We start from the raw sequence: 17964 nt of genomic DNA, 5'->3' as shown, positions 1-17964 counted from the left end.
CCTATCTTTACCCCACAAATTTCCAACTACTATGAGCGCACATATTACATTTGACGTCTTAATTGAGATCCCAAAGGGAAGTAGAAATAAATACGAATACGATTTTGATTTAAGGAAGATTCGATTTGACCGAATGCTTTTCTCATCGATGATGTATCCAGGGGATTATGGATTCATTCCAAAAACCTTAGCCTTAGATGGTGACCCGTTAGATGTTTTGGTGCTTGGACATGAACCCACCTTTCCAATGTGCGTTATGGAGGTGAAGCCCATAGGTGTGTTTCATATGGCTGATGAAAAAGGACCTGATGAAAAGATTGTGTGTGTTGCTGTTTCAGATCCAATATGGAGTCTGAAAAAAGATATTGGAGATTTAAACCCACACCGATTGGATGAGATCACTCATTTTTTTCAGGTATATAAAGATCTAGAAAAGAAAAAAGTAGATGTCGGAGGTTGGGGTAATGCTAAGGAAGCTACTGAAATTGTAAAGAAATGTATTGAACGCTATGAAAATAGTGAGCATAAAAATAAAGGTCATTTTACTATTTAGTAATGTCAATTACAGCATATTAAAAACCCTTTCAATACGATATTGAAAGGGTTTTTCTATTAAGGTTCAAATGCTTACTTTTGCGCAGCAAAATTTATAAATCAAATCAAACAACAGAATATGGAATCAAACATGATTTTTGTTCCAATGGCATTAGCAATTTTAGGATTGCTTTTTATGTTTATTAAAATGTCTTGGGTAAAAAAGCAAGATGGTGGAAATGAAAAAATGCAAAACATCTCAAAAGCGATTAAGGAGGGTGCTTTGGCATTCCTTGGGGCCGAATACAGATTGTTGCTTGTTTTTGTGGTTATAGCAGCTGTTGCTTTAGGTGTAATCTCTTACATAGTGCCAACAACACACTGGATTATAATCATAGCTTTTATTTTTGGTGCGTTCTTTTCGGCACTTGCAGGGAACATTGGTATGCGCATTGCTACTGATGCCAATGCAAGAACTGCAGAGGCAGCAAAAACAAGTTTGCCACAAGCCTTAAAAGTGTCATTTGGAGGAGGAACAGTTATGGGACTTGGTGTGGCTGGATTAGCCGTATTAGGCCTTAGTTTATTTTTCTTCCTGTTCTTAAAAATGTTTGTGACTGGTGAGGCAAGTTTTTATAATGAAATGACGATTGCTCTTGAGGCTCTAGCAGGGTTCTCATTAGGGGCAGAGTCAATTGCTTTATTTGCTAGAGTTGGTGGAGGTATTTATACCAAAGCTGCGGATGTTGGTGCCGACTTAGTAGGTAAGGTAGAAGCTGGTATTCCAGAGGACGACCCGAGAAATCCTGCTACCATTGCAGATAACGTAGGAGACAATGTAGGTGATGTTGCTGGTATGGGTGCTGATTTGTTTGGTTCTTATGTAGCTACTGTATTAGCCGCAATGGTATTAGGTAACTATATCATTAAGGATATGGCTGACAGTGGAACCGTGTTAGAGTCTTTTAATGGGATGGGTCCAATTTTATTACCATTGGTCATTGCCGGAGTTGGAATTCTAGCGTCAATTATTGGTACATTTATGGTGAGAATATCAAGTAATGACGCTAAGGAAGCGCAAGTTCAAAAAGCACTGGATACAGGAAACTGGGCTGCCATTATCATTACGCTCATTGCTAGTTGGTTTTTAATCAGCTGGATGCTACCTGAAACTATGCAAATGAATTTCTTTGGTGAGGGAATCAAGGAAATTCCCTCGCGTCATGTGTTCTATGCCGCCATGATAGGATTAGCCGTAGGAGCCTTAATTTCCATGGTAACAGCTCATTATACATCTCTAGGGAAGAAGCCTGTACTGGATATTGTTCAGAATAGTTCTACTGGTGCAGCGACCAACATTATAGCTGGTTTGGCTGTTGGAATGAAATCAACATTTGCTTCAGTTATATTATTTGCTGCGGCAATTTTTGGATCCTATGCTTTAGCTGGATTCTATGGTGTAGCACTAGCAGCTTCTGCAATGATGGCAACAACGGCGATGCAATTGGCTATTGATGCTTTTGGACCAATTGCTGATAACGCAGGGGGTGTTGCTGAAATGAGTGAATTAGAGCCTCATGTAAGAGAGCGTACAGATATTTTGGATTCAGTTGGAAATACTACAGCGGCGGTTGGAAAAGGATTTGCGATTGCTTCAGCTGCGCTCACAGCTTTGGCTTTATTTGCAGCTTACGTTACTTTTACTGGTATTGATGGTATTAATATTTTCAAGGCTGATGTATTGGCGATGTTATTTGTTGGTGGAATGATCCCGGTTATATTCTCAGCTTTGGCTATGCAATCTGTAGGAAAGGCTGCCATGGAAATGGTAAAAGAAGTAAGAAGACAGTTTAAAGAAATCCCTGGTATTATGGAAGGTACTGGAACTCCTGAGTACGCTAAATGTGTTGACATTTCTACTCAAGCAGCACTTAGAGAAATGATTTTACCAGGATTAATAACCATTATTACGCCAATCATTATTGGTCTTTTATTCGGAGCAGAACCACTTGGTGGTTATATGGCCGGTGTTTGTGTTAGCGGTGTTATGTGGGCTATTTTCCAAAATAATGCTGGTGGTGCATGGGATAATGCTAAAAAATCTTTTGAAGCTGGAGTTGAAATTGATGGAAAAATGACCTATAAAGGATCTGACGCTCATAAGGCGGCTGTTACTGGTGATACAGTTGGTGATCCATTTAAAGATACGTCAGGACCATCAATGAACATCTTAATTAAGCTTACATGTTTGGTTGGTTTAGTTATTGCACCTATTTTAGGTGGTCATGCAGACGAAGATATGGCTTATAATGAGAAAGAAGTGAAAGTTGAAGTTACTGTTGACGCAAATGATAATGCTACAGCTGTTATCACAACAACATCTAATGTTAACGGTGAAGAGGTTTCAGAGGAAGTTTCTATTAAAGGTTCAGAAGCCGAGGTAATGAAAGAGGTAGAGGACCTTAAGGTAAACGTTGATGAAAATGCTTCAGTAGAAAAAGAAGTTAAGATTATTAAGGAAAAAGCTGAGTAGACGAATTAGAACTCTCAATAGAATCAACATAAAAGGCCTCGCATTGCGAGGTTTTTTTGTTTTCTTCATTAGTCCAAGGTCTTAAGAAAGTTGTATTGTGTTGACTATGTATATTTTACAATAATTTTAACATATTGAAATAAATTCTCCAACAACATAATGTCTAACTTTAAGGGATTATAATTAAACAGAGAAATGATGAAAAAAAACTACCCAATTAAAATTAATAGTTTAACCAATAAAGTAGTCGCATTTTTATGCGTATTTACTTTAGCACTGGTTTCAACGGCTGAAGCGCAGTGTACTGCGTCGGCTGGTGCATTGACTGCTGATGCTTCTCCTGTTGCAATTGCAAATGGTGGGGCAACGATTAGTGCCTCTGCTGTCATTGGACCTACAGTTCCAGCCGATTATGAAGTTAATTATTTACTCACCTTTGGTTCTGAACTTGTCATAGAACAAATAGGTTCCGCAGCAAGTTTTACGGTTCCAGATACAGGTAATTATCGTATTCACACGCTAGTTGCAGAAACCTCTGATGCTAGTAGTCCAGACTATTTGGACCTAAGCGCCATCGAATTAGGTGTTACTAATGCCGGTGATGTGTTTGTTGATATTATTGTTAGTGGTATTTGTGCCTCTTTGGATGGTGGTGGTGCACCTATAACAGTGGAGTGTACAGCGGATGCAGGTACATTAACGGCCAATGCTGATACAGTAAATATTGCTAATGGTGGGGTTACCATTGGGGCTTCTCAAAATGGAGATCGAGTAGTACCATCAGGATATACGGTAACCTACGTGTTGACATCAGGAAACAATCTTATTATTGAGGATGCTAGCGCAACACCTAGTTTTGATGTAGAGGATACAGGTTTATATACAATCCACACCTTAGTAGCACAAACCACAGATGCAGGTGATGCCAATTATTTGGATTTAGGAATTATCGATTTTGGTACAACCCCTGCAAGTGCTGTTATTCAAATTGTTATAGATAACGATGTTTGTGCATCTTTAGATGTAACAGGAGCACCAATCAATGTTGTGTGTTCAGCAGATGCTGGAACCTTAACTGCGGATGCCTCTCCAGTTGCAATTGGTAATGGTGGTGCCACCATTACTGCAACACAAAATGCTGGTCCTGTGGTACCTGCAGGATACACCGTAACATATGTGTTAACATCGGGTAACAATCTAATTATTGAGGCTGTAAACACATCCCCATTCTTTATTGTGGATGCGCCTGGTTTATATACAATACATACCTTAGTAGCTCAGACTTCTGACGCAAATGACCCTAATTTTTTAGATTTAAGTATAGTTGATTTTGGTGTCACTCCAGCAACCGCAGTGTTACAAGTTGTAGCTGATAATGATCTTTGTGCGGCCTTAGACGTAGCAGGAGCCCCAATAATTGTCGATTGTGAAGCAAATGCTGGAACTTTAACGGCTGATGCGACTCCTGTAGGAATTGCCAATGGTGGTGTAACTATAAGCGCTACTCAAAATGCAGCTCCAGTAGTACCATCAGGATATACAGTTACTTACGTATTAACATCTGGAAACAATCTGATCATTGAGGATGCTAGATCAACACCTAGTTTTGATGTCGACGATACGGGGTTATATACAATTCATACCTTGGTTGCTCAGACTACGAATGCTGCTGATGCCAACTATTTGGATTTAAGTGTTATCGATTTTGGGGTAACTCCAGCGAGTGCAGTAATACAAATTGTTGTTGATAACAATCTTTGCGCGGCCTTAGATGTGACTGGAGCGCAAATCATTGTCGATTGTGAAGCAGATGCGGGTACATTAACTGCAAATGCTGATACAGTGGCAATTGCTAATGGTGGAGTTACAATAAGCGCAACTGAAGGAATTGCACCAGTAGTTCCAACAGGATATACGGTAACCTATGTACTAACTTCAGGTAATAATCTTATTATTGAGGATGCGGGTTCAACACCGAATTTCGATGTTCCAGATACTGGATTATATACAATACACACCTTAGTGGCACAGACAACAGATGCAGGTGATGCTAACTATTTAGATTTAGGAGTTATCGATTTTGGAACCACCCCAGCGACTGCAGTATTACAAATTGTTGCTGATAATGATATTTGTGCATCCTTAGATGTCACAGGAGCCCCAATCAATGTTTTATGTTCAGCAGATGCAGGGACATTAGTTGCCAACGCTACACCAGTAGAGTTAAGTGGTGCAACTGTATCGATCAGTGCTTCCTATGACACAGCTCCAGTGGTGCCAACAGGGTACTCAGTTGTTTCTGTTTTGACCTCAGGCAATGATCTGATAATTGAGGCAGTAAATTCATCACCATTCTTCACTGTAGATGCTCCCGGTTTATATACAATACACACCCTAGTGGCACAGACTACGGATGCAGGTGATGCTAACTATTTAGATTTAAGTGTAATTGATTTTGGTGTAACGCCAGCAGCTGCTGTATTAAATATTGTGATTTCAAATGGGCTCTGCGCAGCTTTAGATGTAACAGGAGCGCCAATTGAAGTTACTGATGGAAGTTTGAGTATTGAAGAAAATGAACTTTTCAATAGCGTTAAATTAATTAAAAACCCTATTCAAGATGAGTTGGTTTTGTCTAATTCAAGAAATGTATTCATAAATACTCTTGGTATTTATGATATGACGGGAAGATTAGTTAAAGAAGTGGCTGTTGATAGCAATCAATCCGAGGTGTCTACTGATGTTTCTACTCTATCAAACGGAAATTATATAATGATTCTCAATTCAGAATTTGGAAAACTAACCTTACGCTGGATTAAGAGTAGATAGTTGATTCTATCGTTTCAAAAATTTAAGGCAGTTGAATTCTCAGCTGCCTTTTTTATGGATTGGATTTAATAAGTTTATTGTCGAGTCTTTGTATTCTGTTTAAATTTAACCGAATAATTATATAGTTTTAAACTTTAATTAGATTGCAACTCTCATAAAATTGGGAATATTTAAAAAAGATCCACTTCAAATTATTCCATTTAGAACTTATGGTACTGATGAACATCTTTACCTAAAGGGAAGGGCTCTTGAGGACGAAGACATTGATCTTTCTCAGAAAGGTTGGTTTAATCTCTTGGTAAATTCCTGGAAACAATTTGAGACAGATGAGATCAGGCACTGTAAGCTAAAATTAGTAGTAGCTAGTGGAAGTTATTATAGGATAAAAACTGATGCTGAAGGATATTATTTATTGGATAATGCCACTGATTCATTGTCTGAGTTAAAAGATGCAAAAGGTTGGGTAAATTATACGATTGGATATGATAATTATAAGGGTCAGCGTCCAATTAATATTAACAATTCATTTGAGGGTCAAATGTTGATTCCTCATGAAAATGCACAATTTGGTGTTATTAGTGATATCGATGATACCATACTACACACAGGTGTGACATCACGTTTAAAATGGAAAGTTGCTGTTAATACCTTTTTTAGATCCCCAGAAAAGCGCAGGGCACTTGAAGGAAGCTCCGAGTTCTATAATTTATTGCATTCAAATTCAAAGTCTGGTATTTCTAATCCTATTTTCTATGTAAGTAATAGCCCTTGGAATCTTTACCGTTACCTGGAGTATTTCTTAAGAGTCAATGAATTTCCTCATGGGCCATTATTGTTACGTGATTTTAGAACCCCATTTGACAAAACCCCAAAAATGGAATTAGCTCACAAATACCATGAGATATTTAATATTCTGCAGACATATCCAAACCTCTCCTTTATATTAATTGGTGATTGTGGTGAAAAAGACCCATACATTTATCTAGATGTGGTTAAAAAGTACCCTAAGCAGATTGCTGGTATATATCTTAGAAGTGTGACACATTCAAGAAGAATGAAGAAGGTAACGGATCAGTTGCGAGATTATAGCAAGGTGCCTTGTCTTATAGTTGAGAACACTCGTGATGCCATTGCACATGCTAAAGCCAATGGATTTATAAGTTAAAACAGACCGTTTATTTCCGCATCAATTCTATTAATGACATTGCCCAAGTCTTCTGGATTACTCACAAAATCTAACTCATCAACATCAATAACCAGCAATTTCCCTTTATCATAACCATGAATCCAAGCTTCATAACGTTCATTGAGTCTGCTTAAGTAGTCAATGCTTATTGAATTTTCATAGTCCCTACCACGTTGATGGATTTGCTTAACTAAGTTGGGGATTGTGCTGCGCAAATAAATTAATAAGTCAGGACCTTTTACCAAACTTTCCATTAAGTCGAATAATGACCTATAGTTTTCAAAATCTCTATTGGTCATTAAACCCATAGCATGAAGATTTGGTGCAAAAATATGTGCATCCTCATAGATAGTTCTATCCTGGATTATATTTTTTCCACTTTGTCGGATCTGTAGTACTTGTCGAAACCTGCTATTAAGAAAATAGACTTGCAAGTTAAAACTCCAGCGTTCCATTTGATTGTAGAAGTCATCTAAATATGGATTATCTACAACGTCTTCGAGCTGGGGCTCCCAACGATAATGCTTTGCTAATAGTTTTGTTAAAGTTGTCTTTCCTGCGCCTATATTTCCAGCAATGGCTACGTGCATGTTAATTTGTATTTAGTTGGTAACGATAAAGGAGATTATCTTGATAAAGATACAAGGTTTCATTTGTTACCAAAAAATCATTTATCAACAAATTCAAGTTTTCTATAGGGAGGATTTCATTAGATTTTTTTATATAAAAAAAGTACTGATCTTCACCGCGTAAGACCAAATTGGCCTCGCTAAAAGCCATTTTATCAAAACCTATATTTGGGTGTTTGGATTGAAGATTTCCAAAATAGGAATAAACATATAGGTATTGTTTCGTCAACAAATAGCAGTTATTGTAATCACTTTTTATATCAAGAATTTCATCTATTATTGGAACAGTTTTAATTCTACTGGTATTGGTTCTGTAGTCATATAATTCCAATATTTGAAGGTCTTGATTGTAAACCCAAATTGTATTATCATATCCAGTAGACATAAAGGTTACATTTCTGTAGGGTTGAGTCGTATTAAAATCGATTCGTTGAATTTCAGCTAGTCGATTATCCAGGATGATGACTGTATTAAAATCCTGATAAAATAGGTTAATTTTTAAGGGGTTAAAGGTGTTGACATTGCTGATTTGGCCTAGTTGAAAATTAGCATAAGTGATGGTCGTATCGACTGTGGTTTTAAAGAAGGTTTGGTTTTCTGAGCTGTGATAAACAGTTTCAAATTTATCGATACCCCAAATCTTGTAAGTGTTAATTTCAAATGTGCCCTTTGCTTCAGCTTGTATTTGACAGAATGCAACTGTCGATACCAGAATTAAAGATAGAGTGTTAACTAGCCTAATGGATTTTGCAATAACCATCAAATGTAGAACTATTATTAGAGTGGTTTATTGCTACAAATGTACTTAAACAATCAATTTATAACCGAAGCCTCGAACGTTAATAATTTGGATATTGGAATCCTGACTTAACTTCTTACGGAGTTTACTAATAAACACATCCATTGATCTTGCTGAAAAAAAATCATCGGTACCCCAAAGTTTATTGAGGATAACCGAGCGGTCTAAAAGCTGATTCTTGTTTTTTATTAAATTAAACAGTAAATGCGCTTCACGGTGGGTGAGCATTTGGGGTTTGTCATCCTGGTAGCGTAACTCCTGTTTGGGAAAATTAAAAGTATAATTCCCGACTTTTAAAATATCAGCTGTTTTTTGAAGTGCGACTCGTTTGAGTAGATTATGTATTCTTACAATCAACTCTTCCATGCTAAATGGCTTTTTAAGATAGTCATTGCCCCCAATCGAGAATCCCTCAACAACATCTTTAGTCTGAGATTTTGCAGTTAAAAATATAATTGGAATAGTATCATCAAGAGTTCTTATATCCTTAGCCAAAGTGAATCCATCTTTTTTAGGCATCATAACGTCCAATACAAGGATGTCAGGTTGATTATTTTTAAAGGCTTTAAGGGCCGCTTCACCATCCTGCAACCAGTTGACCTCAAAATCTCGGGTTTCAAGACTTTCCTTTATAATTTGACCTAAGGCAGGTTCATCCTCTGCGAGTAGTATTTTAATTACTGACATTTGCAAGTGTAATATTAAATGTGGTTTTGCCTTTTCTAGAATCTAATTCAATTTGACCTCCGTGGCGTTCAATGATGGTCTTGGTATAATAAAGACCTATTCCAAATCCTTTAACATCATGCGTGTTTCCTTTAGGAACACGATAAAATTTATCAAATATATGTTTTTGATATTCTGATGGTATGCCCTCTCCGTTATCTGATATACCAATTCGAACCTCAGTGCCTTTAGCTATCAGACTTATTTGTATGGTATCTCCACCATATTTAATGGCATTATCCAAAATGTTATTTATAGCATTTTCGAAATGAAAAACATCGATATCAATTATAAAACTTGGGGTATTAGAACTGAACCCAATTTGTTTTTGATTGTTGTGGGAAGATACTCTTAGGCATATGGTTTCAAGTAATAAGACCAGATCAGAGGCTTCTTCATCTAAATCCAGGCTGTTAGTATCTAAGGAAGCAGTTTCCAATAACTTTTCAACCATGAGGTTCAGTTTACTCAATTGCTGTGTTGACATTTGAAGATACGATTTGGTTTTTTCTTTATCCTTAAGTATGTCAAAACTTTGTATTCCCTCTAGAGCCACTCCGATCGTTGCGATAGGAGTTTTAAATTCATGAGTAATATTACTGATAAGATCGTTCTTCATTTCTGCCATCTGTTTTTGATTTTGAATAATCTTCAACAGGTAAAATAGGGTGGCAATAACCCCAATTACTAGTAGTAACGAGATGAGCATACCACTAATAATTCTTCCCAATAAAGTCTTAGTAGTATTGGAGAATGAAATTAAAAAAACACTTTGATCTGGTAAAAATGTGGACTTGGATTCCGATATCAATTGATCTTTTCGACGAATTGGAATATCTTTTTCTGGCCATTGCTTATTTTCCCTTAAATAAGCAAATCGGTCTTCCTTTGTATAAAACAACAATTCGTAATCCACATCTATAGATTTTCTATTCAGCTCCTGAATAAATAAACTGTCAACTTTTTGTACTTCTAGTGTATCATTGGAAATTGAAATGACAATTTTAGAAGTCAGTAGTTCAAAATCGGCTTTTGGATTAAACGATTGGCTTTGCTTAAGCTCTTTAATTTGTGTCTTAAAAGAATCTGGTGATACCTGATTATCGGAAAAACTAGAAAGCAATGAATCTGCTTCGAGCCCTCTGAAGATTTGAACTTCTTTGACATCTTCAATATCGAGAGAATCAAATGTTATAAATGTACTTTGATTAGTGTCAATTTTTTTGGCTATTTGATCTAGTAATCCGCCATCTTCCAAAGCTGTTTTCTGTGACTCTCCGGTAAGCGCTAATCCAAGGGTCGACTTTTCAGCCAGTTGGGCATAATAATCGTCAATGGCTTTGTCCAAACTATTTTGAACGTCATTGTATAATTGCTGCTTATTAACCTGATAGTTCTTATAATTCCAATAAATTTGGATGGTAATGGTAGCCAAAATAACAGTAGCAATTCCATATAAGATCCATCGGTAAGTATTTGTTTTCATACCTCAAAAGTAGTAGTTACCTCCTTTCTATGCCAATCGGTTAACACTAGTTAACACTCGTTAACCCATTGAAAACAAAGCTTGTCTCATATTTGTATCGTTAATCAATTAAATCAAAAAACAAAATGAAAAAATTATTTACAATTTTAGGACTGTCATTAGGGGTATTAACTTTTGCTCAGGAAAACGATTTGCATGTGAGCTATTCTGAAAATAACTTTGAGGATGTTAAAATGGAAATAACAATTGATTCTGCTGAAGAATTGGAGGCCACATTTCAAGTTGATGATATTAAAGAGTTATTGGATTTGACTTGGGGACAATCAGCCACCTTTAAAATAACCTGCAGAGGAGAGCTAATGTCTAATGGCAAACCTTCCACAATGAGTTATGAGATTGAGAAAGGGGATATGAGCGACAAGGAATTCATTAAAATGGTTAAAAAAATTAGAAAAGCAGCATTACATTATTACAACAAATAACATTAAAATGATGTTCACATTAATTAGAGTAATTATAGTTACTATAGTCTTGGGTGTTTCAGGTTTAAATGCCCAAGATTTTCAAGGCGTTGCCACTTACAAAACCAAAAGAAAGGTGGACTTAAAAATAGACAGTACTCATACTAGTCTGACTCCTGAGGTTCAAAAACAAATGACTGAAATGCTCAAAAAGCAATTCGAAAGAACTTACATTCTTACTTTTAATAAGGAAGAATCTGTATATAGAGAGGACGAAGAATTGAGTTCACCGCAGCCTCAAATGGCAACGGGAGGTGTAATGATTAAGACACTTGGTGGTGGAGGTTCTGACATTCTTTATAAAAATACAAGGGAAGGTTCGTTTATTAACCAAAATGAATTATTGGGTAAGATGTTTTTAATTAAGGATCAGCTTGAAGTTCGCGAATGGAAACTAGAAAGTGATACCAAGTTTATTGGGGAGTATTCTTGTTATAAAGCTACTTATACAGAGGAAATTGAGATCATGGAAGCTAACTTTGGTGATGGTCCAGAGGACGAGGAACCAAAGACAAGGACTGAGACAAGAACAGTGACGGCTTGGTACACTTCTCAAATTCCAGTGAATAATGGTCCAGAACAATACCAGGGTCTCCCAGGGTTAATTCTAGAGCTTAATGATGGTAACCAACAAATTGTATGTAGTAAAATAGTACTGAATCCAGAGGATAAGGTTACTATAAAAAAACCAACTCAAGGAAAAGAAGTCAATCAGGAGGAATTTGATGAGATTTCTGAAGAGAAAATGAAAGAAATGCAAGAGCAATTTCGCGCTAGACGTGGAGATGGAGGGTCAACAATGCAAATTAGAATTGGTGGTTAAACTTTAACAAAGCTTTAGTATTTCTAGCTTAAACCTTCCTCAAGGACTAGGGTCTTATTGGTAACAAATGTTGTTAATGTTTTGATAAACCAAGGCCATCTGTTTAAACATTAATTATTTTTGTTGAACAAATTAACCAATTTAGACTAAACTCATGAGAAGTATTGCATTAAAAATCAGCCTTTTAATAGTTGCTGTTGGATTTTTAGTATCAACAAATAAACCAGTCCAGGAATTCCAGGGCAAAGCCTACTATTTTTCAAAAACAAAAATGGATCTTGGAAGATGGGGATCTCGATTAAACGAAGCACAGAAAAAACAAATAGAAGCTCGAATGAAGAGTCAGCTTGAAAAGAATTTTGTGTTGACCTTTAATAAAGCAGAATCTGTGTTTTATGAGGAAGAACAATTAGATGCCATGTCAGGAGCTACAAACTCATGGGGAAAGAACTTTTCAGCAGGAGACAGTTATAAAAACGTAAAGTCAAATTCTCAAATTCAGGAACAAGAATTCTATGGCAAGCAATTTTTAGTGGTAGACGAATTATTACCTATAGAATGGACTATGGGAAAAGAATCAAAACAAATTGGAAATTACATGTGTTTTAAGGCCACAGCCTCTATTCCAACTGAACAATTAAACTGGTACACATTCTCATGGAACGAAATGCGTGCCACCCAAAGACGGCAGCAAGAAGTTGATTCGCTCAAGGCTCTTGGACAGGAGCCTGAAGTAGAAGAAATGGTGGCGATGACACAGGTGGAGGCATGGTACTCACCACAGATTCCTGTAAGTCACGGACCTTTGGAGTACTGGGGGTTACCAGGATTAATTTTGGAGGTAAGCGCCGGAAATACAACAATGTTGTGTTCCAAGATTGTTATGAATCCAGAGGAAAAAATTGAAATAGAAGCACCTAAGAGAGGTAAAGAAATTACCAAGTCAGAATACAAACAGACAATTACAAGTAAAATGGAAGAATTCCGTAATAACCGAGGCAGACGCCGCGGATAACACTTGGTTGTCAGCACACTTATTAATCAATAAACCATAAATGAAACGAATATTACTCGTGACGCTTTTGTGCGTTACAGGATGGTCCTACGCCCAAGTTAAAATGACCGGAGTTGTCAAAGATAGTATCGGTACACCTCTAGAGCTAGCCAATGTTATTGCGATTAATCAGGAGACTGGTGGGCTCGAATCTTACGGAATCACTAATGATAAAGGAAAATATGTCTTGTCATTAGGGAAGAATGGTTCTTATAAAGTTCAAGTAACAGCGATTGGGTTAAAAACTATTGAAGAAATAGTTACCACTAAAGAAGCAGATATAACTAAGGATTTTCAAATGCAATTAGACAATGCGCTAGATGCCGTTGAATTAACCTATGAAATGCCTGTAACCGTCAAGGGAGACACGCTTATTTATAATGCGGATTCCTTTAAAAATGGATCTGAGCGAAAACTGGAAGATGTCCTCGAAAAATTACCTGGGGTTGAGATTAATGAAGATGGACAAATTGAGGTAGAAGGACAAGTGGTGCAAAAGGTTATGGTTGAAGGTAAGGACTTCTTTGATGGGGATACCAAACTAGCCACCAAAAACATCCCTTCTAATGTTGTAGATAAAATTGAGGTACTTAAAAATTATTCTGAGCAACGCCAGTTGAGTGGGGTTAGAAATAATCAAAATAATGTGGCTATTAATATCAAACTTAAGGAAGGTAAAACTAATTTCTGGTTTGGAGATGTTACCGCTGGAGTTGGAACGTCCCCTGATGAAGGTCTGTATATTGTGCAACCCAAATTGTTTTACTACAGCCCGAAGGGTAGTATTAATATTATCGCTGATGCCAATAATCTAGGTGAACCTGCCTTAACTGGTCGTGACCTTAGGGGATTTGGTGGAGGATTTAGAGCTCCAAGTAGAAATAGTGGAACTGATTTAAATATTGGGAATAATGGACTTGGCTTTTTAAGCCTTCAGAACAATCAGGCGGAGCGAATAGAGACGCAATTGCTTGCTACGAATTTTAGCTATTCACCTAGTGAGATAGTAGATCTAAGTGGCTTCGCGATTTACAATAGATCGAGAGTGGAAATTGGTCAAAATGAAATTCGAACATTTACCAATGATAGAGGGGAAGAAATCACTGAGTCTGAAACAGATCAAGCCAATGACGCAGGACTATTAAAACTTAGTGCAGCGATAAATCCTAATTTCAACAATCAAATTGATTATGATGTGCTTGGACGTATTACAAGAGAACGACAAGATCAAATCTCTAATTCGTCTGTCATTGGTGAATCAATTGAAGAGGAAAAGAATGATCCCTACAGTATCAATCAAAATCTCAACTACTACTTTACCTTAAATGAGAAGCACATTTTTGCTGTTGAGGCTCAACATTTATTCCAAAACGAGGATCCATTCTATAATGCAGTTGTTGATACTACCAATTATCAGAATACAGCGACGTTATTAGGATTGGATAGAAATCAAGAATTATATGATTTAACCCAAGAACGTATGGTCCGTACCAACCAGCTTGATGCCAAGGTGGATTATTATAACGTTCTCAACACTAAAAGTAATTTAAATCTGTTTTTTGGGACAATTTATAACCGTCAGGATTTTGACTCTAGACTATTCCAAACTTTAGAAAATGGGACAGTATTTGATCCTATGCCGATAGATGGTAATACGACGATCAATGATGTGCGTTACACCTTCAGTGATATTTATTTGGGTGCGCGCTATACAGCAAAGGTGGGGAAATTTACGTTTGCACCGGCGGTCTCCCTTCATGCTTATGGTAATAATAACTTCCAGTTTGGCGAGAAGTTTGGTGAAGACTTCTATAGGGTACTTCCAGAGGTCGAAATTAGATATCAGATTAAAAATAGTGAGACCTTAACCTTTAGGTATAACATGACCAATCAGTTTACGGATGTGACGCGATTGGCTCAAGGTTATGTATTAACCAACCTGAATAATCCAACGTTTGGTAATCCAACATTAGAAAATGGTTTATCACAAAACTTAAATCTTACTTACAGGAATTTTAACCTTTTTAATTTCACTAACATATTTGCGGTCATTAACTACAGCAATCGTGTAGACCAGATTAGAAACATTACAAGTTTCTTTGATAATGTAGTTAGAAGAACAACCTTTTTTAACTCACCCTTTTTAGATGAGACTTTAACGGCATTTGGTCGTTACCAAAGAACCTGGGGGAAAATTAGGGGTGAACTTGGGGTTAATTTGAACTACAGCAAGTTTACTCAAATCATTCAGGAATTTGACGATCAGATAGATGAATTTGTGGATGTGCCTTCAATCAATGAAACTTTTGTACAGACCTATACACCGGGTATTCGTACAAACTTTAGAGAGGCACCAAATGTGAGTTTCCGTTACCGCTATAGTATTCAGGACGCTAATCAAGGGGAGAACAAAACGACGGTTATAACTAATGCACCTACGATTGATTTTGATGCCTACATATGGGATTCTGTTACAATAAGATCAGACTATGCTTATTCAAGAGTTAGTACGTCAGGGGAAGCGAATGCATTCGATATTTGGAATGCCTCTATTTCCTATAGAAAAAATCGAGACGCTAATTGGGAGTTTCAATTGAGAGCAACCAACCTGTTAAATACTCAGTCAAGAATAACCACTAGTACTAATGACAACTTTGTTAATATTAGCGAATACTTTATACAACCGCGATTTTTGTCTTTGAGAGCTACTTATACTTTGTAGTAGATTATATAAAAGCATTAAAAAAAAGCCTCTTTGTAAAAGAGGCTTTTTTTATGTTTCTACAATAGATTCTTATAGCAATAATTAAAATTTAATAATACTATTTAATCTCATTTTCAAATAGATGTAATAAATTATAAAGGATTAGTACAAATCATTGCATAAAGAGTTGCTTAGTAATCCCGTAACATATGCACTACTCCATTAATGGTGTGAATGTTGCCAATTGAATCTTCATAATCTCCACTGAAATTTATATCTATATATTCTCCAATCTCTCCTAAAGTGGTTAGGTTAAATATAATATTGTTATTCGATCCTGAAATATCGAAATCAGTCCAAGGCATAAAAATGAAAAACCCATCAGGAACAATATCACCGCCGTAAATGGGATAAGGGTAGTTGTAAATGTATGTTCTTAAATAGCTGGACTTATTTAGGAATCCTTCAATTCGAAAATCAAATTCGTTGTTTATGGCAAAAACTTCTATTTGTGGGCCATAGTTCCAAGTAGAGTCATTTTCGATAAAGGAGGCCCAGTTAAATGAAAAATTTAAATTATTGCTATCAAATGTATAAGTGATACTATTGTCTATGTTGATATATATAAATTCGTCAATGGAATTACAGGCCGATATAGTTCCAATATTGGTGGTTGGAGTTGTAAAGGTGTAATTAATTTCTGATGTAGACTGTAGATTTGTATAGTCGGTTCCAGTAATTGAGAAGGTATTGTCATTGGAACATCTTGAAAGTTTGATTTCAAAGATTCCATCATCCACTAGGTCAACATAGGTTTGGTTACCATAGGTCAGCTGAACATATCCTTCTGTCACGGGATTACCATCACAATCATTAAATATTCCAGTTACCGTCTCGTAAATAATATCTGGATCGTCTGGGATAATGATGGTAATGTTGGAGTCTGTAGTAAACGGACCAATACTTTGAGTGTAAATTGGTGCATCACCACATATGTCGTTATTGAAAATATTTAATTCTAGATTTTCGTTTTTTGGTACAAGACCGCATATTGTTCCATTGGTATTAGTTAGGCTACTCGTTGTCCCATAGGAATTGCTTGAAACCGATACTACTAAATTTCCAATAGGGTTGTCTTCTTGGTCTGTGGTTAACACACAAAGATTGACGGTTTCAACTGGAATGTCGCAATTCCAAAAAGAAAAATGCGATACTTGACCAGTATATACATTGCCATTTAAAGTAGCTTCACCTTCTTCTTTCCAATAGCCACCACTTTCATCAAAATACCACAAAGGGATGGAGTTTGGTGCAGTTTGTAATAGGCTGTTGTCAACTGGTATTTTTATTTCGGAAAAGGAGTCTTGTGCTATATTTAATTCTTCACCATTTGAACCTCTTAGCTCAACTGCTAACATTCCTAAAGTCTGAAGCATTCTTTCCGCGCCATCGTCATTTTGGGCATAAAGCATACCTGGCATCTGTAATTCCATATCTTGGTCGGTAGGGTCTAAATGGTGCATGATGACATCAACGGAACCTGAGTAAGGATTACCGTCAGAAGTAATAAATTCACCTTCAAAACTAACAGAGCTTCCATTTGGTAAGGCGACAGTGCTCATACTTCCGCTGATCACAGTACCGACAACATTCGCTTCCAACATCATTATGTTAATTTTGTTGAATCCATTTGAAGGGACCATGCTTCTTGATGCATGTATATATCCAGCTTTTTCAGCTTTTAGATATCCAAAACGCTGATGAACCGATGCCTCATTAAGGATGAAGGTTCCATTGATATCTGTAGTTACTGATTGATTACCGACAGTGATAGTTACTCCTTCAATGGGGTTGTTATTCTTGTCGATAACTGTGCCTAAAAAGTCTCTAGAAACCTCATCCCCAAAATACTCACTAAAGGTTTCTGGTATTGATTCTAGTTGGTCAGTTCCTCCAGAGAAATCATCATCTCTTTGACAAGAGATTATTATCAAAATAGCGGTGAATATACCTACACACAAAAACTTAGAGGATTTCATTTGGTGATAAGTGATTGGTTATTAGTACTGCAAATTAACCATTCTGTCCCTTTTTTGGTTAATTTTTTGTAGTATTTTTCATAACCAGACTTTTATGTTCA

General features: G+C 36.6%; 13 protein-coding genes. 8 read left to right on the top strand and 5 right to left on the bottom strand.

From position 1 onward, the window contains the following. Nucleotides 1-31: 31 nt before the first annotated feature. From DN064_RS08825 to DN064_RS08810, 4 genes are all read left to right on the top strand, one after another. Nucleotides 32-553 carry an inorganic diphosphatase gene (locus DN064_RS08825; protein WP_115462272.1) on the top strand — a complete coding sequence of 174 codons (522 nt, stop codon included), beginning with the start codon at nucleotides 32-34 and terminating at the stop codon, nucleotides 551-553. A 120-nt stretch (nucleotides 554-673) separates the two neighbouring features. Beyond that, on the top strand, nucleotides 674-3067 hold the full coding sequence (locus DN064_RS08820; RefSeq protein ID WP_115462271.1) for a sodium-translocating pyrophosphatase: 2394 nt from the start codon (nucleotides 674-676) through the stop codon (nucleotides 3065-3067). A 198-nt stretch (nucleotides 3068-3265) separates the two neighbouring features. After that, on the top strand, nucleotides 3266-5896 hold the full coding sequence (locus tag DN064_RS08815; RefSeq protein ID WP_157962277.1) for a T9SS type A sorting domain-containing protein: 2631 nt from the start codon (nucleotides 3266-3268) through the stop codon (nucleotides 5894-5896). 160 nt (nucleotides 5897-6056) lie between these two features. After that, nucleotides 6057-7061, top strand: coding sequence for an App1 family protein (locus DN064_RS08810; protein WP_198659427.1), 1005 nt, complete (start codon nucleotides 6057-6059; stop codon nucleotides 7059-7061). On the opposite strand, the gene DN064_RS08805 is transcribed toward DN064_RS08810, so the two are convergent. The 4 genes from DN064_RS08805 to DN064_RS08790 are packed head-to-tail and all read right to left on the bottom strand — an operon-like array spanning nucleotide 7058 to nucleotide 10722. Beyond that, nucleotides 7058-7672, bottom strand: coding sequence for a deoxynucleoside kinase (locus tag DN064_RS08805; protein ID WP_115462269.1), 615 nt, complete (start codon nucleotides 7670-7672; stop codon nucleotides 7058-7060). The genes DN064_RS08810 and DN064_RS08805 overlap by 4 nt on opposite strands. Before the next feature lies 1 nt (nucleotide 7673). Continuing rightward, a complete protein-coding gene (locus DN064_RS08800) occupies nucleotides 7674-8471 on the bottom strand; it encodes a hypothetical protein (protein WP_157962276.1) in 798 nt (265 codons plus the stop codon). A 45-nt stretch (nucleotides 8472-8516) separates the two neighbouring features. Further along, complete coding sequence (locus tag DN064_RS08795) at nucleotides 8517-9197, bottom strand: response regulator transcription factor (RefSeq protein ID WP_115462267.1); 681 nt, start codon at nucleotides 9195-9197, stop codon at nucleotides 8517-8519. After that, a complete protein-coding gene (locus tag DN064_RS08790) occupies nucleotides 9184-10722 on the bottom strand; it encodes a sensor histidine kinase (protein WP_115462266.1) in 1539 nt (512 codons plus the stop codon). Before DN064_RS08790 ends, DN064_RS08795 begins: the two co-directional genes overlap by 14 nt. Before the next feature lie 125 nt (nucleotides 10723-10847). On the opposite strand from DN064_RS08790, the gene DN064_RS08785 reads away from it, so the two are divergent. The 4 genes from DN064_RS08785 (at nucleotide 10848) to DN064_RS08770 (ending at nucleotide 15842) form a co-directional block, all read left to right on the top strand. Beyond that, nucleotides 10848-11204 carry a hypothetical protein gene (locus DN064_RS08785; protein ID WP_115462265.1) on the top strand — a complete coding sequence of 119 codons (357 nt, stop codon included), beginning with the start codon at nucleotides 10848-10850 and terminating at the stop codon, nucleotides 11202-11204. 7 nt (nucleotides 11205-11211) lie between these two features. Then, nucleotides 11212-12066, top strand: coding sequence for a GLPGLI family protein (locus DN064_RS08780; RefSeq protein WP_232827454.1), 855 nt, complete (start codon nucleotides 11212-11214; stop codon nucleotides 12064-12066). Nucleotides 12067-12220: 154 nt separating this feature from the next. After that, on the top strand, nucleotides 12221-13081 hold the full coding sequence (locus DN064_RS08775; protein WP_115462264.1) for a GLPGLI family protein: 861 nt from the start codon (nucleotides 12221-12223) through the stop codon (nucleotides 13079-13081). A gap of 40 nt (nucleotides 13082-13121) precedes the next feature. After that, entirely contained in the window at nucleotides 13122-15842 is a 2721-nt protein-coding gene (locus DN064_RS08770) for a TonB-dependent receptor (protein WP_115462263.1), read from the top strand. A gap of 173 nt (nucleotides 15843-16015) precedes the next feature. Here the strand turns inward: DN064_RS08770 and DN064_RS08765 are convergent, their stop codons facing one another. Further along, the gene (locus DN064_RS08765; protein WP_115462262.1) at nucleotides 16016-17863 is read right to left on the bottom strand and encodes a carboxypeptidase-like regulatory domain-containing protein; all 1848 of its coding nucleotides are present in this window, start codon (nucleotides 17861-17863) and stop codon (nucleotides 16016-16018) included. Nucleotides 17864-17964 lie beyond the last annotated feature (101 nt).

This window comes from Winogradskyella aurantiaca (genome assembly GCF_003362725.1).
Classification (GTDB): domain Bacteria; phylum Bacteroidota; class Bacteroidia; order Flavobacteriales; family Flavobacteriaceae; genus Winogradskyella_A; species Winogradskyella_A aurantiaca.
The sequence above is the reverse complement of the archived record's forward strand: the minus strand, read 5'-3'. Positions and strand labels throughout refer to the sequence as shown.